General features: G+C 71.1%; 14 protein-coding genes and 1 tRNA gene. 9 read left to right on the top strand and 6 right to left on the bottom strand.

Features of this window, described 5'->3' with window-relative positions:
* Positions 1–8: 8 nt before the first annotated feature.
* From ACT3UL_RS09500 to ACT3UL_RS09490, 3 genes are all read right to left on the bottom strand, one after another.
* Complete coding sequence (locus ACT3UL_RS09500) at positions 9–317, bottom strand: hypothetical protein (RefSeq protein WP_444578004.1); 309 nt, start codon at positions 315–317, stop codon at positions 9–11.
* On the bottom strand, positions 314–5,230 hold the full coding sequence (locus ACT3UL_RS09495) for a hypothetical protein (RefSeq protein WP_444578003.1): 4,917 nt from the start codon (positions 5,228–5,230) through the stop codon (positions 314–316). Before ACT3UL_RS09495 ends, ACT3UL_RS09500 begins: the two co-directional genes overlap by 4 nt.
* A 92-nt stretch (positions 5,231–5,322) precedes the next feature.
* Entirely contained in the window at positions 5,323–6,237 is a 915-nt protein-coding gene (locus tag ACT3UL_RS09490) for a DeoR/GlpR family DNA-binding transcription regulator (protein WP_444578002.1), read from the bottom strand.
* Positions 6,238–6,400: 163 nt separating this feature from the next.
* Here ACT3UL_RS09490 and ACT3UL_RS09485 point away from each other — a divergent pair, with 163 nt between their 5' ends.
* Positions 6,401–6,607: an antitoxin gene (locus tag ACT3UL_RS09485; protein ID WP_444578001.1), complete on the top strand. Its 207-nt coding sequence runs from the start codon at positions 6,401–6,403 to the stop codon at positions 6,605–6,607.
* A 78-nt stretch (positions 6,608–6,685) separates the two neighbouring features.
* On the opposite strand, the gene ACT3UL_RS09480 is transcribed toward ACT3UL_RS09485, so the two are convergent.
* Positions 6,686–7,378 carry a copper resistance CopC family protein gene (locus tag ACT3UL_RS09480; RefSeq protein ID WP_444578173.1) on the bottom strand — a complete coding sequence of 231 codons (693 nt, stop codon included), beginning with the start codon at positions 7,376–7,378 and terminating at the stop codon, positions 6,686–6,688.
* Between the two features lie 84 nt (positions 7,379–7,462).
* Positions 7,463–9,016, bottom strand: coding sequence for a nitrilase-related carbon-nitrogen hydrolase (locus ACT3UL_RS09475; RefSeq protein ID WP_444578000.1), 1,554 nt, complete (start codon positions 9,014–9,016; stop codon positions 7,463–7,465).
* 74 nt (positions 9,017–9,090) lie between these two features.
* Between ACT3UL_RS09475 and ACT3UL_RS09470 the strand changes: the two genes are divergently transcribed.
* Positions 9,091–9,163: transfer RNA gene (locus tag ACT3UL_RS09470), tRNA-Arg, on the top strand.
* Positions 9,164–9,278: 115 nt separating this feature from the next.
* Positions 9,279–11,369, top strand: coding sequence for a S9 family peptidase (locus ACT3UL_RS09465; protein ID WP_444577999.1), 2,091 nt, complete (start codon positions 9,279–9,281; stop codon positions 11,367–11,369).
* Between the two features lie 233 nt (positions 11,370–11,602).
* On the opposite strand, the gene ACT3UL_RS09460 is transcribed toward ACT3UL_RS09465, so the two are convergent.
* Complete coding sequence (locus ACT3UL_RS09460; RefSeq protein WP_444577998.1) at positions 11,603–13,066, bottom strand: SulP family inorganic anion transporter; 1,464 nt, start codon at positions 13,064–13,066, stop codon at positions 11,603–11,605.
* 211 nt (positions 13,067–13,277) lie between these two features.
* On the opposite strand from ACT3UL_RS09460, the gene ACT3UL_RS09455 reads away from it, so the two are divergent.
* The 6 genes from ACT3UL_RS09455 to ACT3UL_RS09430 all read left to right on the top strand — a co-directional run bounded on the left by ACT3UL_RS09455 (position 13,278) and on the right by ACT3UL_RS09430 (position 19,296).
* Positions 13,278–13,544 carry a hypothetical protein gene (locus tag ACT3UL_RS09455; protein WP_444577997.1) on the top strand — a complete coding sequence of 89 codons (267 nt, stop codon included), beginning with the start codon at positions 13,278–13,280 and terminating at the stop codon, positions 13,542–13,544.
* A gap of 296 nt (positions 13,545–13,840) precedes the next feature.
* The gene (locus tag ACT3UL_RS09450) at positions 13,841–14,032 is read left to right on the top strand and encodes a hypothetical protein (RefSeq protein WP_443351266.1); all 192 of its coding nucleotides are present in this window, start codon (positions 13,841–13,843) and stop codon (positions 14,030–14,032) included.
* A gap of 452 nt (positions 14,033–14,484) precedes the next feature.
* A complete protein-coding gene (locus ACT3UL_RS09445) occupies positions 14,485–15,846 on the top strand; it encodes a calcium:proton antiporter (protein ID WP_444577996.1) in 1,362 nt (453 codons plus the stop codon).
* Between the two features lie 24 nt (positions 15,847–15,870).
* The gene (locus ACT3UL_RS09440) at positions 15,871–16,620 is read left to right on the top strand and encodes a dienelactone hydrolase family protein (RefSeq protein ID WP_444577995.1); all 750 of its coding nucleotides are present in this window, start codon (positions 15,871–15,873) and stop codon (positions 16,618–16,620) included.
* A 442-nt stretch (positions 16,621–17,062) separates the two neighbouring features.
* Positions 17,063–18,391: a quaternary amine ABC transporter ATP-binding protein gene (locus tag ACT3UL_RS09435; RefSeq protein ID WP_444577994.1), complete on the top strand. Its 1,329-nt coding sequence runs from the start codon at positions 17,063–17,065 to the stop codon at positions 18,389–18,391.
* Positions 18,388–19,296 (top strand): ABC transporter permease, encoded by a 909-nt coding sequence (locus tag ACT3UL_RS09430; protein ID WP_444577993.1) that lies wholly within the window; start codon positions 18,388–18,390, stop codon positions 19,294–19,296. Before ACT3UL_RS09435 ends, ACT3UL_RS09430 begins: the two co-directional genes overlap by 4 nt.
* Positions 19,297–19,350: the final 54 nt, after the last annotated feature.

Below are 19,350 nucleotides of genomic sequence, written 5' to 3'. Positions count from 1 at the left end.
CGGGACATTCAGCGTCCGCGACCCCAGTGCGGAGGCACATCGCCGGCGATGCGGGCGTCGTTGGACTCGTCGGTGCCGGGTTCCGGGGCATCCTCCGCGACCCGGTTCGGCAGGACCGGCCGACGCTCCTTCGAGGTCGCCGGCCGCTCGGCCGGGCTCTCGTCGTCCCAGGGGAACGGTTTGCCGGTCACCGAGGAGATCACGACCCGCCTGCTGGACCCGGAACCGGAGGCGCGCCGGGAATCAGCGCCCCGCGGGGCCTCCGGCGTCTCCGCGCTCCCGGCGCCCCCTGCGCTCCCGGCGCCCTGCTCGGTCACTGCCGCTCCTGGTAACGGCGGATCGCGCTCGAGACCGAGACGTCCAGCAGCACGGAGCGCTGCTCGAAGCCGAGGAAGCTGCGCACCTCGGTGGCCAGGTGCTCCTCGAGGCGAGCACGGCCGTCGGAGCAGATGTACTCCACGATCGCGTCGAAGTCCTCGCTCGAGTAGAACGAGAGCTGGTGGCCGGCAGGGATCTGCGGGCGCGGCAGGCGGTGCCGCACGGTCCCGACGCCCTTCGGGGACTCGGAGAGCTCCTCGGACTGGACCAGGCGCAGTGCCCGCTCGACAGCCCGGCGGATCCGCTCGGCCTCGCCGTCGGGGTCGATGAACAGTGCCCAGGACCAGACTCGTTCGGTCGCCCAGCCGGCCGCCTCGAGCCGCTCGGCCCGCAGACGGTCACGCTCGCGCTGGCTGGCGGTGCCCACATAGCGGGCGCCGTCGGTGTCGACCGCGACCAGGAGCCTGCCCGGCATATCCGGGTGGCCGAGAGCGAGCTCGATGCGGTCGGAGGAGAGCCCGAAGTCGCTCTCCACGAGCAGCCCGAGCCGCCACAGCCGGTCGGCGAGATCGCGCACCAGGGCGTCGGTCTCCAGCTGGCGCGGGGCGACGGGCTCCGGGATCTCGTCGGCAGGAACGCTCTCGGCATCGGGCAGGTTCTCATCGCCTGCCGGGTTCTCAGCGTCCGACGGGCTCTCGCCCTCCCTCGCGCTCTCACCGTTCGCCACCTGGTGGGATCCGGATCCTGACCCAACGCGCTCGGGGGCCTCGACGGGCGTCTCCGCAGCAGGGTCTGCACTGTCCGGGGAGTCGGCGGACTTGCGGGCCATGGCCGCAGCGATGGCCGCGTCCAGGTCCTCGTCGGAAAGGTCCGACGTGGTGTCCTGCGTCGGTGCAGAGCCGTCGGCGGAAGCGAGGGAGCCGTCAGCGGAAGGGTTGGAGCCATCAGCAGGAGCGGCGGCTCCTGTCCGTGTGGCGTCGACCGTCGGGGCCGTGGCTGCGGGCGACTGTCTGGGCTGCTCGGGCTCGGGCGGGTCGATCGGGTCCTCGCGGCCGGTCAGCGCAGCGACGTGCGGGACGACGGCGACGTCGGCTCCCCCGCGCAGCACCCAGAACATGGCGCGGAGATCGCGTGCCCCTTCGCTGCGCAGACGGGCGTGGTCGAGGTCCTGCACGTCGATCGAGGACACCACGGTGGTGCGTCCGCGTGCCCGGGTGATCACGGTGGCGAGCGCCTTGCGGCCGCCGGCCTCGGAGAGCGGGCCGAAGCGGTGCAGGAGGCGTCCGTGTGGGGTCTTCCCGAAGCCGACGGAGACGATGATGTCGTCGCGCACCATCGAGGTGGCCTGCGCCGCCGGGAGCACGGTGAAGACCTCGCGGGCGGCGGGATCGAAGTAGTCCCGCAGCGCCGGGATCACGGAGACGGTGTTCATGATCCGCTCCATGAGCCGGCGTGCGTGCTCCTCCGTGAAGGTGAGCACGGCGAGAGAGCGCTCGGGCCGGGTACGGGCATGCTCGATGACGAGATCCGTCACGCGGCGCAGCTCCGCCTCGGTGCTCTCCACGTACTCCATGCCCTCGGTGACCGGGCCGCGGCCGTTCTCGACCACGATCAGCCGGTCCTGCTCGGGCACGACCGGGCTGGGCACTGCGGCGACCTCGCCCACCAGGGCCCGGCGCTGCGCGAAGCCGCGCAGTCCCTCGGTCGCGTGGTGCGCATCGCGCAGCAGCTCGATATGGGGCGCGATCCGCAGCATGTCGTCGAGCAGGCTCGGAGCGGCATCCCCGCCGTACTCGAGGGGGTCGCCGACCACGACGGTCTGCTCGGCGCGCACGATCGACGGCAGTGCGGCGGCGGTGGGCAGACGCCCGCCGTCGGCCACGATGAGCACGTCGAAGTGGCGTCCGCGCGGGAGCACCTGGGCGACCAGGTACGGGGAGGCGAGCCAGGTGGGGCGGGCCGCGAAGAGGATGTCCTCGTACTTCGCGGCGAGGTCCCGGATCGACACGGTCGAGGACCGGGCGAGCTCGGCGATCGCGGCGCGGGAGGTGTCCGGGTAGGACTTCATGGTCCGCACCCGGTTCTCGTCGGCCGCGGCATGCACGCGGGCCGATGCCCCCGCGAGGTCCTCGTGGTCCAGTCGGCGGAAGCGTTCGGCGACCTCCGACAGCGAGGTCCCGTCGTACTGGGAGATCGTGGGCTCGGCGCCGGCGATCAGCTCCAGGACGCTGCCCCACCAGCACAGCTCGAGCTCCGCGCCGACCTGCTCGGTCGGGACGCGGCGGGTGCGGAGGTCCTCCACGAGGTCCCCCAGCCCGTCGAAGCTGAGCCGACGCAGCAGCTCGGTGCGGCGCGGCAGGCTCTCCAGGTCGGCGCGGTCCGCGGCGAGGGCCTCGACCCGACGCTCGAGCTCGTCGAGGTCGGTCCGGGCCAGATCCGATCCCGTGGCAGTGCCGTCCAGCAGGACGGCCAGCTCGTCGAGGGTCTTCTGGGTGCGCTCGGCGATGCGGTGCGCCCGGTCCAGATCGGCCGGCAGCACCGGGGTCGACGGGGTGGCTGCGGGTGCTGAGCCGGATGCTGAGCCGGATGCTGAGCCGGCGGTGTCCGTCGAGGCAGCTGTCCTCGTGTCGGCAGCGGCCTCCGGCACGGCAGTGGTCCCCAGCTCAGCGGCGGCACCCGGCTCGGCCGCGGTCCCGGGCTCGACGGCCGTCCCGGGCTCGGCAGCGCCGTCGGACAGCGGGGAGATTCCGGCCGCGGCGGCGGGTGCGACGGGGGGCACCACGGGGGTCTCTGCCACCCGATGCCACTCGTCGGCGACACGGCGCGCTTCGCTGAGGTCCCGGTACAGATCCGGGGACAGCGCCGCCGGGCGCTGCAGGGAGGCGGCGTCCTTCCGCAGCCGACGACGCAGGCCGAAGCCCATCGTCACGCCGTGCTCGAGGCGCCAGGCCTTGTCGGCGGTGGCGGCGACGAGATCCGGCAGCGGGGCCCGGAACACGGCGGGCTGGAAGGTGCCCAGCAGCGCCCGCACCCGGTCGAGCAGACCGAGCCGCTCCGTGAGCTGCTGGAGCGTGGCGGGCGCCGCCAGCCCGAGGTCGTCACCGGTCTGGGTCGTGACCTCGCGAAGCTTCGGCAGGATCTCCTCGCGGAGGTGGTCCACGAGCTCCTCGGCGCGGGCGGCCTGGGTGTCGGAGCTGATGGGGGCTCCGTACCAGGCGGTCTCCTCGGGGCCGGTGGTGAGCACGCCCACCTCGGCGGCCTCTCGCAGGGCGTCCGAGTACCGGTCCCGGTCGTCGCCGATCATCTGGGCGGCGACATCCGCACGGAGCCGCACCTGGGTTCGGGGTGAGGGGCGCAGACGGGTCAGAGCGGCGAGCGCGGAGATCGCGTCGTGCGCGGAGGCGTTCCAGGGCTGCTGGAGGCGGTGCATCGCCTCGACGTGGCCCACGAGGATGTCCCGCATCTCCGCGAGCTCCGCCGGCGCGGCGTCCTCGGGGCCCAGCGCGTGGGACCCGGCGCGGCGCAGGCTGCGCAGCAGGGCCGCGGAGGCGTTGCGCTGCAGCGACGGGTCCGGGGAGAGGTCGAAGACGAGCTCCTCGAGGCCTCTGCGCTGCGCGGTCGCGACGAGCTGGGCCAGGTTCCGACGGCGCTGGGAGACGATCAGCACGCTTCGGCCGCGGGCGTTGAGCTCCTCGGCGAGGTCCACGACGAGATCGAGGCTGCCGTTGCCCGGGGGCGCCGCGACCGCGAGATCCTGACCGGCGAGCACCCGGGCGAGCACGGCGCGATGATCGGGATCGACGGCGGAGACCAGCTCGTGCTCGGGGACCTCGGGGACCTCCTGGTCCGCGTCATCGCTGCGCACGACGGCCTGGGCCTCGGCGTCCCCGGCGAGGGCCGCGACCAGGGGCGAGGACACCCAGTCGGGCCGGTCGGCCGCGAGGTCCTCGCCGACGGATCCGGCGGCGTCCATGAGGTTGCCGACCACCAGTGCGTGGGTGATGCGGAACCCGGGCAGGGGCTGCCCCAGGGAGCGGAAGGCGTCGAGCACAGGATTGGGGTCGAACCCGTGGGAGCCGTCGGTGGTGGCCAGCAGGGCGCGGGCGTCGACGGCGACACCGGCCTCGCGCAGGGAACGCAGCAGCACCGGATTCAGATCCGCGGTCGTATCGACCTCGAGGTCGACGTCCTCGCGGGCGTTGCCGCGCAGGCTCAGGGTGATCGGACGCACCAGCACGGGGGCATGGATCGGCTCGGAGCCGTCCTCGGGGAACCAGGTGGCCTCACCGATCCCGAGATGGCAGGTGGTCAGCCCGATCTCCTCGGCATGCCGCTCGGCGATCTCGCGGATGGTCCGGGCATGGGCTCTCGCGTCGGCCAGGGCGCCGACCTCGCGGACCAGGGACGACAGGCGCGTCGGACCATGGCCGGCGAGCAGCTGGGCGAGCCCGGAGGGATGGGAGTGCGTGAGCTCGAGGACGGTCGAGCCGGCCCGGATCTGGGTGAGGAAGGACGGCGCGGTGACCCCGCCGGTGATCTGCTGGGCCCAGCTGTCCAGGGCGTCGGCGACCAGGTCCTCGCGGCTGAGCGGGCGGTGCTCGCGAGGCTCGGAGGGGAGGTCGTCCTCGTCCTGCTCGGGGGCGATCCCGGCGCCGACCTCGTCGAGATGAGGTTCGACGACCAGGTCGTAGCGGCTCGTGCTCGGGGCGTCCGTCGCGCTCTCCGCAGCGGTTCCAGCGCCCTCGGCGCGGTCGCCGTGAAGGCGCCCGTCCGCCTCGTCCTCGGCCGCCTGCGCGGAGGTGCTCGCAGAGGCCCGACTCTCACGGGCCAGGTTCGACAGGGCGTCGTCGCGACGGCCCGCACCCTCGGCCGTGCTGGCAGGGCGCTTCTTGCCGCGCAGGAGATTCCACATAGTGCATCACGCTACCGGGAGGCGGGCATCTGCTCGCGCAGGCGTGCCGTGGCCGCCCGGGAGTCCTGGGCGTGCCTGCTCACACCTCCTCCTCACACCTCGTGCAGACGCACCGAGGTCTCCTCGAGATGCGCCCGCAGATCGTCCGGGACCGGGCCGGCGATGATGAGGTCGGTGAGGACCGAGACCGGGCAGATCCCGGCGAGGGCGCGGTGGCCGACCTTGTCCGCCGTCGCCAGCCCGACCACGCGGCGGGAATGCCCGATCATGATGCGCGTGACACCGGCCTCGGCATCGGAGTTGCAGGTGAGCCCGGCGTGGATATCGAGGCCGACGGTGCCCACGAACATCGTGTCCAGCCAGAGGTCGCGCATCGTCGCCGTGGCGAGAGGGCCGGTGAGCTCGAAGGAGTACGGCTCGGCGACGCCGCCGAGCACGACCGTGCGCACCGAGGGCCGCAGCACGGCCTCCGTCGCGATGTTCAGCGCGGCGCAGACCACGGTGAGCCCCGGGGTCCCGTCCCGGGAGTCGATGTCCGGCCGGGCCACGGCACGCCGTGCGGTGGAGGTGGTGGTGCGCCCCCCGTTGAAGCCGATGATCTGTCCGGGCTCGACCAGGCTCGCGGCGCGGCCCGCGACGCGTTCCCGCTGCGCCGAGCCCTCGTCGGTCGTGCGCGGCACCGTGGCCAGGGAATAGGCGACGTCGATCGCGATGATGCCGCCGTGGGTGCGACGGGCGAGCTGGGCACGCTCCATCTCCATGAAGTCACGACGCACCGTGGACTCGCTGATCCCGAGCTCCGCGGCGACCTCGGACACCGACAGCCGCTTGGTCGTCGACAGCAGCGTGAGCACGTGGTCCCAGCGCGCCGATCGGTCCTTGCGGTCCGCAGGCTGCCGGGCTCGAGGCGCTCCGGACTGCCCGTCCGGCCGCACGTCCGGCCGCACGTCCGGCCGCGCGTCTGGCCGCCCGGACTTCTGGTCAGAATTGGAAATACGCAGGTTCACGCACCCAGTATTGCGCATCTCGTCCCGACTCTTCGGGCTTCCGGTCACTAACCGTCAGAGGTGAAGGGAATCAGGTGGTCACGTTTGAGACACGACCTGCCGGGACGTAAGTTGGCGATGTCGCCCCGCACGGGGCGTGACCGCGAACGAAAGGACACTGATCATGGGTTTCGATGACGCGCTCAACAAGGCCAAGGACTTCGCCGGAGACAACCCGGACAAGGTGAACCAGGGCCTGGACGCCGCGAGCGACCAGGTCAAGGAGCGCACTCCGGACAACCTCGACAAGCATGTCGACACCGGCGCCGACGCCGCTCGCGACCGCTTCGGTCTCGGCGGCGACGACGAGGGTGAGAAGAAGGGCAACTGATCGCCCCTTCCCCCGCGTGACTGCGAAACGCCCCCGACGCTACGGCGTCGGGGGCGTTTCCTTGCTCGCGCCGTCCGCTCAGCTGCGCTTGCGGAGGACGAAGAACGCTGCGGCAGCGGCTGCGACCACCACGATCCCGACGACGCCCAGCAGCAGCGGCATCGCGGAGCCGCTCTCTTCGGTGGCCCCGGAGTCCTCACCGGACTCAGCACCCGTGGCACCCGAGGAGCCCCCTGCGTCCGACGAGCCGGCGGCCTCGTCTGCACCCCCGGCGTCGCTCGACCCGGTCGCTGCACCCTCTCCACCACCGTCGCTCGGCGCGGCAGAGTCCTGGTCAGCTGAGTCCTCTCCTGCAGGGTCCTGCTCGACGGTGATGTCCACGGAGCCTTCGATCGGATGCCCGTCGCTGGAGACGACCCGCCACTGCACCGTGTAGTCGCCGGCAGGCAGCGGATCCGCGAGCTCGGCGGTCACCTCGGGGCCGTCCACGGTCGGCTCCATATCGGCCACGGTCTCGCCGGCCTCGTCGACGATCCGCACCGCGGGGCTCACTTCGAGGATGTCCGCGGAATAGGTCAGGGTGATCGACTCGGGCGACGTCTCCAGCGTGTCGCCGTCGGCCGGATCCGAGGAGATCAGGGTGTCGTGGGCGTAGGCCGGGATCGAGAGCATCGCGAAGGCGGCGAGCATCGTCGCTGCGCACAGCGCGAGCAGGGAGGCGGGACGGACAGAAGCGGGCAGAGCGGAGGCACGAGGGCCGGTCGAGAGCATCACGCGAGCAGGCTACGCCAGCGACCGGGAGCGATCCCTGGACGGCGACCGGGCAGTGAGCGACGTCGCAGCGGGTGCTGGAACTCAGTCCCGGGGCAGGGGAACGCCGTGCTCGAGGACCGGCAGCGCAGCCCTCGCGTCCCGGACCTCCTCGAGGTCGAGGTCCACCACCAGCAGGCCCGGCTCCCGACCGAGCTCCTGGCGGATCTGCCCGAGCGGACCGATCACCGCGCTCTGCCCGATCCCCCGCGCCGCCTTGCCGGTGTACTGCGCCGGCGGGGCCTGGTCCGCGGCGAGCACCACGGTCGTGGAGTCCAGGGCGCGAGCCTGCAGCAGCAGACGCAGCTGCTCGCTCTTCCCGGGGCCGTCGGCCCAGGCCAGCGGGAGCAGGATCGCCTGCGCGCCTCGCCGGGCGAGCGCCGAGAACTGTTCCGGGAAACGCACGTCGTAACAGGTGGCGATCCCCAACCGGGCGCCACCGAGGTCGATCACGACCAGCTCCTCCCCCGGGGCGACGGTCTCGGACTCGCGGGATCCGTAGGCATCGAACAGGTGGATCTTGCGGTACTCGGCCCGCACGGCACCCGGCTCGCCGATTGCCCCGGCCGCGTCGGCGGCAAGGGGCTCGTCGGCGGGACAGTTCTCGTCGGCAGGACCGTTCTCGTCGGCAGGACCGTTCTCGTCGTCAGGGCCGCGGGCGATCACCGTGTTGTGCACGCGGTCGCCGTCTGCCGGGGTGAAGGAGCCGGCTACCACGACAAGATGATGCGCATCGGCGAGCTCCTGGATCAGCTGCTCGAAAGAGGCATGGTGGCCATCTGCCACGGCCCGCAGGTCAGTGCCGAACGGCGTCAGCGTGGCCTCGGGCAGCAGCACGAGCTGTGCTCCGGCCGCTGCGGCCTCTGCCACCGCGGCGCGAACGGTTCCCCGCGTGACCTCGGCATCCTCGGAGACCTCGATCTGGGCGAGGGCAATGCGGGGGCCGGCCGCGTCGCGCGCCGCATCCAGCGCCTCCGGGGTGTCGATATCGGAGGCCTCCGCCCCCGCGGCCTGTCGCGTGAGGAGCTCATCGGCCCCGAGCTGGTCGTAGAGGCGGCGCAGGCTGAGGTTCGCCCAGCCGCCCTCAGGCTGTTCGAGGACTCCCAGTGCAGCGCGCAGTCGTGCGAGCGGCCAGGCGGCGCAGAGGTACTGCACATGGCCGTCGGACCCGGCGAGGGCCGCGACCTTCTGCTCGGAGGCGCTGGTCGACACCAGCGCGGTGAGGGTCTCTGCGCGCAGCAGGGGCATGTCCCCGCCGAGCACAAGCACGGTCACGCCGCGGTCGGAGTCATCGCTCGGGCCCTCTCCGCCGGGGATCTCGGCGACACCGCGGGCCAGCGCGGCGAGGGGCCCGGAGCGGGGCGGGTCCTCGTGCACGAAGCGGGCGCCGTGGCTGCGAGCGAGATCGGGCCCGTCGTCCCCGGCGGGGCCGACGACGATCCGCCGGTCGACGTGCGCCGAGCGCAGTACCCGCTCCAGTGTCGTGGCTCCTGCGACCTGCACCCGGGTCTTGTCCGTGCCGTCGAGCCGGGAGGAGGCGCCGCCCGCCAGCACGATCGCGATGGTGGTGGCAGTGGTCTCGTGCAGCTGGCTCGACATGCTCCGATCCTGCCATGGGCGCTAGTATGAGCGCGCCCGTGCGACGTCGGATGACGGATCGGCCGGGCAGGATGGCCCCCGTAGCTCAGGGGATAGAGCACCGCTCTCCTAAAGCGGGTGTCGGACGTTCGAATCGTCTCGGGGGCACGAAGGACGTATCGGGTCAGGGCGCTGCGGCAGCGTCCTGACCTTTCTTCGTGGCCCCAGGAGTCCGCAGACGGTCCGCAGCGTTCTCTCCTGGCGACTCCGGTAGCGTGACGAGATGCCTTCCTCCACCTCGAGCACAGACGCTCCCACCCCCTCCATGGCCCGCTCCCCCGAGGACCCGGCGAACGCTCCGGCCTCGGAATCTGCGGGGTCCTCTGATTTCTCGAACTTCTCCGACATCGACGGCTTCCTGCGCATCCCGCGCCTGGCCTCGCTCGCTGCCGGATCCGATGGCCGGGTGGTCGCCGCGATCCAGGAGGCCGACGAGAACGGCGCGAAGCTCGTCTCCTCCCTGTGGGAGCTGGATCCGGAGGGTGGCCAGCCGGCCCGTCGGCTCACGTTCTCCGCCAGCGGCGAGAGCGCTCCGCGTTTCGCCCCGGACGGCTCGCTGCTGTTCAGCTCCGCCCGACCGGACCCGCAGGGCGAGGGCGACGAGGACACCTCCGCGATCTGGCGCCTGCCCCGCACCGGGGAGGCGCAGGTGGTCGCGTCGGCCCCCGCGGGCCTGACCCTGTTGGGCGTCGCCGAGAACGGCACGATGCTCGCTGCGACCAGCGTGCTTCCCGGGGGCGCCCTCGAGAACGACGCCGAGCGTCGGAAGGCCCGCAAGGACGCGAAGCAGACGACGATCTGGCACACCGGCATGCCGATCCGGCAGTGGGACCACGAGATCGGCGACCAGAGCCGACGCCTGGTGCTGGTCAGCACCGACGGCGACCTCACCGATCTCACCCCGGACGTCGGCACGGTGACGCTCTACGCCGCCTCCGCGGATCTCTCCCCCGACGGCTCCACGGTCGCGACCTCCTGGACCCAGCGGGTGCGCGGCGGGGAGACCCGCAGCTCGATCGTGCTCATCGACACCGCCACCTTGCGGCGAGTCGTGCTGCTGCAGGCCGACGACGGCTCCCAGTTCGGCGCTCCCCTGTTCTCCCGGGACGGCAGCCGCCTGGCCGTGATCCGCTCGACCGCGTCGAGCCCGACCGACACCAGCTACAGCCACCTGGAGATCCATCCGATCGGCGGCGGCGAGCCCGTCGCGGCGCAGCTCGGCGACCTGAGCATCGGCGACCTTGCCTGGGCCGAGGACGGGTCCCTGCTCGTGGCCGGCGACCTGCACTCCTCCGGAGCGGTCCTCGCGATCGACCCCACCAGCGGCGCCTCCCGCACGGTCGCGGCCGACGGAGTCTTCTCCGCGCTCGCCCCCGCGGCAGATGGCACGCTGTTCGCCCTGCGCAACGACGTCGGGACCCCGTCCCGCCCGGTACGGATCACCGCCGACGCCACGCCCCGCGAGCTGCCCGCCCCGGGCGCGGTCGGCGCCCTCCCCGGCACGCTGGAATGGGTCGAGACCGACGTCGACGGGATCACCGTGGGCGGCTGGCTGTGCGTTCCCGCGTCGGCGTCTGCCGCGGAGCCGGCCCCGGTGATGCTGTGGATCCACGGCGGTCCGCACGGCTCGTACAACGCGTGGAGCTGGCGCTGGTGCCCGTGGCTCGCCGTCGAGCGCGGGTACGCGGTGCTCATGCCGGATCCGGCGATGTCCACCGGCTACGGGGACGAGGGCCTGAACCGCGGCTGGCCGCGCCTGCCCGACGTCGTCTTCCGGGAGTGCGAGACGCTCTTTGACGCCGTGCTGCCGCGCCCGGAGCTCGACGACACCCGCACCGCGATGCTCGGGGCATCGTTCGGCGGGTTCATGGCGAACTGGATCGCCGGGCATACCGACCGCTTCGACGCGATCGTCACCCATGCCGGGCTGTGGGCGCTCGAGCAGCAGCACCGCACCACTGACGCGGCCGCCTCGAAGATGCGCGTGCACCGCCACGAGGACGAGGTGCCCGAGTGGTATCGCCAGTACTCCCCGCACCGCGCCGCCGCGTCCATCACCACACCGATGCTGGTCACGCACGGCAACCGCGACTACCGCGTCCCGGTCAGCGAGGCGCTGCGCCTGTGGTGGGACCTGGTCTCGGGCTGGGACGGCGAACCGGAGACGATGCCGCACCGCTTCCTGCAGCTGACCAGCGAGAACCACTGGGTGCTGACCCCGTCCAACGCCCTGGCCTGGAACCAGGCGATGCTCGCCTTCTGCGACCAGCACGTGCTCGGAGCGGACCCGATCCCGGAGGTGCTGCCGTGGTGAGGTCCCGCCGCATCGTCTCGGGATGCATGCCCCGGCGCTGACACCTGTCATCGCATCGCTCTTTGCCGGCACGGCGCCTTGGCCCCGGACCTCACGTCCGTGACGAGCACGAGGCCCTGGGCCACACAGGACGACGAAAATTCGTCGTCACCCGGCACAGCCAGCGCTCCGACAGCGACAGCACCAGCGGCCCGATGCCGCTGCACAGCGCGTCGGCCCCTTCGGGCCGCCTCTCAGTTCAGCGTGCCCGTGAGCCGTCCATGGAACCCGGTGGAGCGTTCATCGAGCCCGGTGAAGCGCACCTCGATGTCGTGCTCGGCGTACTTGGCCTGCACGGAGTCGAGCACGGCCACGGTCGAGGCGTCCCAGATCTGGGCGGCGGAGAAGTCCACGACCACTCGTGGGGGATCCTCGGCGTAGTGGAACTGCTCGACGAGGTCGTTGCTGCTGCCGAAGAACAGCGGCCCGCGCACGGTGTACGCCGCGCCCTGGTCCCCGACCAGGCGATCCACGGTGGTCACGTGCGCGACTCGCCTCGCGAAGAGCAGGATCGCCAGCACGGCGCCGGCGGCGACGCCGATCGCGAGGTTGTGGGTGAGGACCACGACCACGACGGTCACGAGCATCACGAAGGTCTCCGACAGCGGCATCCGCTTCAACGTGGCCGGCTTGATGCTGTGGACGTCGACGGTGGACAGGGCCACCACCATCATCACGGCGGCGAGCGCGGCCATCGGGATCTGCGCCATGAGGTCCGAGAGCACGGTCACCAGGATCAGCAGCAGCACGCCGGCGATGAAGGTGGAGAGGCGGGTGCGAGCCCGTCCGAGCTTCACGTTCACGACGGTCTGCCCGATCATGGCGCAGCCGGCGATGCCGCCCCAGAGACCGGCGAGGATGTTCGCAGTGCCCAGCGCCCAGGACTCGCGGCTCTTGGAGGACCTGGTGTCGGTGATGTCGTCCACGAGCTTCGCGGTCAGCAGGGTCTCCATGAGGCCCACGAAGGCGACGCTGAGCGCCGTGGGCCCGATGATGCCCAGGGTCTCGAGGTCCAGCGGCACCTGGAGCTGGGTGAGACCGGGCAGGCCGCCGGACATCTCGCCCTGGTCGCCGACATTCGGGACGGCGAGGTGGGCGATCATCGCGATGGCGGTGACCACCACGATCGCCACGAGCGGCGCCGGCACGGCCTTGGTCAGGCGCGGCAGCACGAGCACGATGACCAGGGTGAGCACGAACAGCGGGTAGACCGCAGTCGGCACATCCAGCACATGCTGCAACTGGGCCGTGAAGATGAGGATGCCGAGCGAGTTGACGAAGCCGATCATCACCGAGCGGGGGATGAAGCGCATGATCCGGGCGAGACCGGTGACGCCGAAGAGGATCTGGATGACGCCGGCGACGATCACCGTGGGCAGCAGGTACTCAACGCCGTGGGTGTGCACGAGCGGGGCCACCACGAGGGCGACGGCGCCGGCGGCCGCAGTGATCATGGCGGGCCGGCCGCCCAGGATCGACATCGAGACGGCGAGGACCACGGAGGCGATCAGGCTGACCTTCGGGTCGACGCCCGCGATCACCGAGAAGGAGATGACCTCGGGGATCAGGGCGAGAGTTGTCACCGCCCCGGCGAGCACCTCGGTGGTCAGGAGGTGAGGATGGCGCAGCGCCTGGAGGGTGGTCGGGGAAGCAGTCACACAGGGACTTTACCGGGGAACCGCGCTGGGTCTCCGGTGCGCGGGATACGTCTCGTTCCCGGCGATGAGACCTTTCTCGAGCTTCCACAGCGTCCGCTCCCGACGAGGGATCCCTCGGGGCGGCTCCCGGCTAGGCTTTCGAGGGACGCCCCACCCGCGCGGCCCGCGCAGGGCCACATCGAACCGCAGGGCCACATCGAACAGAGGCAGCATGACTCCGCAGAAGCACCGTTCCTTCGACGCCACCTGGATGCCGTTCGGCATGCTGATCGGCTTCATCGTGGGGATGGGCATCGCGCTGACGATGACGGACAACCTGGTGACAGCTGCGGCCTTCGGCTTCGCGGCGGGTATCGTCCTCGGGATCATCCTGGGCTTCCGTCCCCGCCACGGGTCGACGACGGATGAGGACGCGGAGGACGACCGCTACCGCGCCGAGCACGGGGATCCCACGCCTGGGCGCGACGACGACCACTGACCCGGGCTTCGATGGACTTGCCTGAACCGGGCTGAACTGGGCTGACTTGGCCTGAACTGGCCTGAACTCGCCCGAATGGCCTGAACCGGTCGTCTGCTAACCGGCTTTTCCCGCGTCTCGGACTCGCGGGATTGATCATCCGGAATTGCCCGCACGACGACCTTTCCTCCCCGAGGCACGTTATCCACAGGAAACTCAGGTGTCTTGCCGCCGTTTCCCTGGTTGTGGTGGCATGCTGTCCTCACCTGGTCAACGATGACCAGTGAAGACCGCCTGAAGTCCGCAGGAGGATTCCGATGAAGGTCACTGATACGCACGACACCGCCGCCGAGCATTTCGATTATCTCGACGCCGACGCACTGAGCGAGGTGGAGCGCGATGACGCGCCTCACGATCTCGAGGGAGAGGCTCACGATCTGATCGATCTGGTCCAGGTCACCGGCCCCGCCCCCACCGTCGCACCACGCGTCTCCGCACGCACCGCTTGATCGGCACGCACCGTCCGATCGGCACGGCTGGTCCGGGCCACCACACCCAGGTGGCCCTGACCAGTCGTGCCAGCCTGACCAGCGGACCGAGCTGAGGACACCTCTGACCCCGTCGAATCAGCACCGTGCACGGCGATGACATCGGACGGCGAGAGCTGGGACCTCCTGGTCACCCCGAGCGACGTCGGTGGCGACGGCTGGGGTCGGCAGGTCGGCAGGTCGACAGGTCGACAGGTCGACAGGTCGACTGGTCGGCATCGACACGATTCCCAGAAGCTGACGGCTTTCGCGCGTCGGCGATCAGGCGGTCAGATCGCTCACCAGGTGCTTCCGAGCACCGCAGTCGTCGCCTACCGTGAAAGGTGCGTCGTCCCGGAGACGGGCGACGCCGCGACCGGGACGACCCGATCGCAGGAGCTCCGACGAGGACGGCCTCGGAACAGGACGATCCCATGCCGTCGCTCGACCGCTCCCCCGCCCTCACCGGCCCCCGGCTCGCCCGCGCAGTCCTCACGCCGTCCGCGATCCTGCGTCTCGTCGTCGGCTGGTCGTCGGTCGCCGCGCTCGCCGCCCTCGTCCCGGTGCTCCCGTCCCCGCTGTCCTCGCTCGGCCTGCTGGCGATCCTGACCGCGATCGTGGCAGTCATCGTGCTCGCCGCCGGTGGAGTCGTGCAGCAGGCAGAGGCCCTGGCCGGCCGCCTCGGCGACCCCTACGGCACGCTCGTGCTGACCCTCTCCATCGTGGTGATCGAGGTGGTGCTGATCGCGGCTGTGATGCTCGGCGAGGGCGACCACGCCACCATCGCCCGGGACTCCGTGATGGCGGTGTCGATGATCATCCTGAATCTGGTCTTCGGTCTCTGCCTGGTCGTGGCTGGGGTCCGGTACGGCGGCCTGACCGCGAACCGGACCGGGACCTCGATGTACGTGGGCATGCTGGTGCTCCTGGCGACGAGCGCCTTCGCGCTGCCCGCCCTCATCGGGGACGAAGGCTCGCTGCGCCCGGTCCAGGCGGCTGTGGTGGCGGGCGCGGCCGTCGTGCTCTACGCAGTGTTCCTCCGACGCCAGACCGGCGTGCGTGCCCCCGACTTCCAGGAGGTGTCGACCGGCCCGCGCGCAGCGCAGACCAGTCGCCGCGCAGCACAGACCGGTCGCCACGCAGCACAGACCGGCTGCCGAGCGGCGCCGGAGGACGTCGTCCGCGACCCCGACGCTGTCTCTTCCACGTCGGCGTCTGCGGCTGGGCCGGCGTCGTCCTCCCCATTCACCCCATCCGTCTCATCCGTCTCATCCGCCCCTTCCACCTCATCCACCCCATCCACCCCATCCACCCCAGGGATCGGGCCGGCCCTTCGCACCCACCGCCTCGAGCTGCTGGCTCGTTCCGCGCTGCTCGTCGCCACGGTGCTGCCGATCGTGCTGCTCTCGCACCACATGGCGGGCCTGCTGGACGAGGGTCTCGCCCGGCTCGGCGCACCCGCGGCTCTCGGCGGGGTGCTGATCGCGATGATCGTGTTCACGCCGGAGTCGATCACGGCCGTGCGGGCGGCGCTCGGCGGAGAGATCCAGCGGGTCGTGAATCTGTGCCACGGCGCCCTGGTCTCGACCTTCGCCCTGACGATCCCGACGGTGCTGGTGATCTCCCTGCTCACCGGGCAGCGAGTGGTCCTCGCCGAGTCCCCCACGAACCTCGTGCTGCTCGGCGTGACCCTCGCGCTGTGCGCCCTCTCGGCGCAGGCGGCGAGGATGACCAGGTGGCACGGGATCGCCCACCTGCTGCTCGCCGCGATCTACGGGGTCGCGCTCTTCTCCTGAGCCTGCTCGCGGTACAGTCGCGACGTGAGTGCGACGACGCTTCTAATCCCCACCGACGCCGGCGACCTGCCCGGACTGCTCTGGTTGCCCGAGAACCTCGAGCAGCCGGTCCCCGGCCTCGTCGTGCTGCAGGAGATCTTCGGCCTGTCCGACTACATGCAGCAGCGCTGCGCGGATCTCGCAGCTCTCGGCTACGCGGTGCTCGCCCCGCAGCTGTTCGCCCGTCTCGACCCGCCGGTCGTGGGCCTGGAGGACGGGGAGGACGCCGAGTCCTGGCTCGCCGACGGCATGGACCTGGCCCAGCTGCTTCCCTGGGAGCGGGCCGAGGCAGACGCCCTCGCCTCCCTCAACGCCCTGCGCGCGCACGGCACCGTCGACGCGGAGCGGGTAGGGCTGCTCGGCTTCTGCTACGGCGGAGGGCTCGCGTTCACCACCGCGGCCGCCGCCGCTCGGGAGGACCGCTCCCCGTCGGTGCTGGTCAGCTATTACGGCTCCGCTCTGCCCACGGTGCTCGACCAGGCAGAGGACGTCACGGTCCCGAGCCTGCACCACTTCGGCACCGCCGACGCGTTCATCCCCCTCGATCAGGTCACCCAGATCCGCGAGGCCCTCACCGCCGGCGGCGCGCGGGATCAGGTCCGCTTCGAGCTCCACGACGGGGCCGGCCACGCCTTCGACAACCCGCATCCCGCCCTCCACCATGCCCGGGCCTCCGAATCCGCCTGGCAGCAGACCCTCGGCTTCCTGGCGGAGACGCTGCCGACCCGCGCCTGACCGGCCGAGCCCAGAGCTACCGCGTCCAGGGCCGCCGCATCCAAGGCCGCCGCATCCCGATCTGCCGCGTCCCGATCTGCCGAACGTCCCGATCCACGGCGCATCTGATCCACAGAACATCTGACTGTCTCGGCTCATCAGCGGTGACATGCCAGACAGCTTTCACCTGCGTGATCGAATAGTTATCTCCGGATTGTCGGACACTCCGGACACCAGGTTCCGGGCATCGCGCTCCCCGTAGTCGCCCCAGGCCATACCCCGTAATGGCGCACGGACTCGTCGCGCGGAGTTCACGGGGCTCGATGACCCGCGGCGGGACAAAAGCCCTGTTCCTGGGCACAAGCCGTTTGCCGATGCGCAACGGTCTTGTGAAGATGGCGTGTCGGGCCGGTGCCCAGGCGTCCGGGGGAACACGCATTCGGGAGCCGATCCGTCACGCCAGATGTCAACAGCCAGAGGAGCCCTCGTGCCACCAGTGATCACCGCGGAAGGCCTGTACAAGGTCTTCGGTCGACGCCCCGCCCGGGGCGTGGAAGCGCTCCGCTCCGGCAGGACCCGGGACCAGCTGCGCGAGGACGGACTCACCGCAGCGGTCATCGACGCCAGCTTCAGCGTCGACCCCGGTGAGATGTTCGTGGTGATGGGGCTGTCCGGATCGGGGAAGTCCACCCTCATCCGTATGGTCAACGGGCTCCTCCTGGCGACCGACGGCGAACTGCGCATCGGTGACCAGGTGCTCTCGGCGATGTCCCCCGCCAAGGTGCGCGAAGTGCGCCGCAAGCGCATCTCGATGGTCTTCCAGCACTTCGCCCTCCTCCCCCACCGCACCGTCGGCGAGAACGCCGCCTACGGCCTGGAGATCTCCGGCCTCAACCGCTCGGAGCGCGAGGCGAAGGCCAGCGAGGCCCTCCAGATGGTCGGCCTGAAGGGCTGGGAGGGCTACCGCCCCTCGGCGCTCTCCGGCGGCATGCAGCAGCGCGTGGGCCTGGCCCGAGCGCTCGCGGCCGGCACCGACATCCTGCTCATGGACGAGGCCTTCAGCGCCCTCGACCCCCTGATCCGACGCGACATGCAGGACCAGCTCATCGACCTGCAGCAGCGGCTGGAGAAGACCGTCCTGTTCATCACGCACGACCTCAACGAGGCCATGCGCATCGGCGACCGCATCGCGATGATGCGCGATGGACGCATCGTGCAGGTGGGCACCTCCGAGGAGATCCTCAACGAGCCGGCGAACGACTACGTCGCGAAGTTCATCCAGGACGTCGACCGCAGCCGGGTGCTGACCGCGTCGGCCATCATGGAGCATCCCCCCGAGGTGCTCGGTGCCGCGCAGGGTCCGCGCACCGCCCACAAGCTGCTGCGCGAGACGCAGAACCCCTGGCTCGTGGTCCTGAACCGTGACCACACGCCGGCGGGCGTGATCTGGGAGAACGACATCGCCGACGCCGTCCAGTCCGGTCGTGACGACCTCCCGCTGACCCCCGCGCACGGCGTGCACATCGTGCGGCACGACACCCCGATCGCTGAACTGTTCGCCCCGGCCGCGCAGCACCTCAACCCGCTGGTCGTCGTGGACGACGACGGGAGGTTCGAGGGCGTCATCCCACGGGTGACGCTCCTGACTGCGGCGGGCGCCGCAGCCGACGGATCACCGACTTCGCCGCCCTCTCCGGGCACTCCGGGCGCTCCGGCCAACGCCGCATTCGGACGCGGAGAGCAGACCGGCTTCCGGGACACCACCGACCACGAGGGGAACGAGAACCGATGAACCCCGATGACAGCCTCATCCCCCGTATTCCCGTCGGCGACTGGGCCGAGTCCGGCATCGACTGGCTCACGCAGAACGCCAGCGGACTGTTCGACCTCATCAGCACGATCTTCAACTTCCTGGTCGGCAACCTGACCTACGGGCTGACAGCGCTCGAGCCGCTCGTGATGATCGTGATCCTGTCCCTGATCGCCTGGATCGTTCGCTCGTGGAAGCTCGCCCTCGGCACGGCGCTGACGTTCCTTCTGGTCCTGTCCATGGAGCAGTGGGTGCACATGATGGAGACGATGGCGCTGGTCCTCGTCGCGACTGTGATCGCGGTGCTGATCGCCGTACCCGTCGGTATCCTCGCCGCCCGCAACCGGGTCGTCAGCAGCATCGTGCGTCCCATCATGGACTTCATGCAGACCATGCCGGCATTCGTGTACCTCATCCCGGCGGTCACCTTCTTCTCCATCGGCGTCGTGCCCGGCATGGTCGCGACGATCATCTTCGCGCTGCCCCCGGGCGTGCGCATGACCGAGCTGGGCATCCGCCAGGTCGACGGAGAGACCGTCGAAGCCGGTGAGGCGTTCGGCGCGAGTCCCTGGCAGATCCTCCGTGGCATCCAGCTCCCGCTGGCCGTCCCGACGATCATGGCCGGCGTCAACCAGGTCATCATGCTGTCCCTGTCCATGGGCGTCATCGCGGGCATGATCGGCGCTCCAGGCCTGGGCAAGGAGGTCGTCGCGGCGATCTCCGGTCTCGACCTCGCGCTCGGCGTCGAAGCCGGGCTCGGCGTCGTCATCCTCGCGGTGTACCTCGACCGCCTCACGGCCGCCCTCGGAGATCGCGGCTCGTACACCGGTTCACTGCTCGCTGCGATCCAACGGGCCCGGGCACGACGCCTCACCCCGACAACCTGACCCGTGCGCGCCCGCGACGGGGGGCCCCCCCCCCCCCCCGCCCGGGGGGCCCCC

The sequence above is a fragment of the Brachybacterium sp. 107 genome (assembly GCF_052379725.1).
In the GTDB taxonomy this organism is placed as follows: Bacteria; Actinomycetota; Actinomycetes; order Actinomycetales; family Dermabacteraceae; genus Brachybacterium.
The sequence above is the reverse complement of the archived record's forward strand: the minus strand, read 5'-3'. Positions and strand labels throughout refer to the sequence as shown.

What these genes read in the sequence shown, in the direction of transcription:
- ACT3UL_RS09495 (WP_444578003.1), bottom strand. Translation starts at nt 5,230, where the DNA reads ATGTGGAATCTCCTGCGCGGCAAGAAGCGCCCTGCCAGCACGGCCGAG.
- ACT3UL_RS09485 (WP_444578001.1), top strand. Translation starts at nt 6,401, where the DNA reads ATGGGTTTCGATGACGCGCTCAACAAGGCCAAGGACTTCGCCGGAGAC.
- ACT3UL_RS09480 (WP_444578173.1), bottom strand. Translation starts at nt 7,378, where the DNA reads ATGCTCTCGACCGGCCCTCGTGCCTCCGCTCTGCCCGCTTCTGTCCGT.
- ACT3UL_RS09475 (WP_444578000.1), bottom strand. Translation starts at nt 9,016, where the DNA reads ATGTCGAGCCAGCTGCACGAGACCACTGCCACCACCATCGCGATCGTG.
- ACT3UL_RS09465 (WP_444577999.1), top strand. Translation starts at nt 9,279, where the DNA reads ATGCCTTCCTCCACCTCGAGCACAGACGCTCCCACCCCCTCCATGGCC.
- ACT3UL_RS09455 (WP_444577997.1), top strand. Translation starts at nt 13,278, where the DNA reads ATGACTCCGCAGAAGCACCGTTCCTTCGACGCCACCTGGATGCCGTTC.
- ACT3UL_RS09450 (WP_443351266.1), top strand. Translation starts at nt 13,841, where the DNA reads ATGAAGGTCACTGATACGCACGACACCGCCGCCGAGCATTTCGATTAT.
- ACT3UL_RS09445 (WP_444577996.1), top strand. Translation starts at nt 14,485, where the DNA reads ATGCCGTCGCTCGACCGCTCCCCCGCCCTCACCGGCCCCCGGCTCGCC.
- ACT3UL_RS09435 (WP_444577994.1), top strand. Translation starts at nt 17,063, where the DNA reads ATGTCAACAGCCAGAGGAGCCCTCGTGCCACCAGTGATCACCGCGGAA.
- ACT3UL_RS09430 (WP_444577993.1), top strand. Translation starts at nt 18,388, where the DNA reads ATGAACCCCGATGACAGCCTCATCCCCCGTATTCCCGTCGGCGACTGG.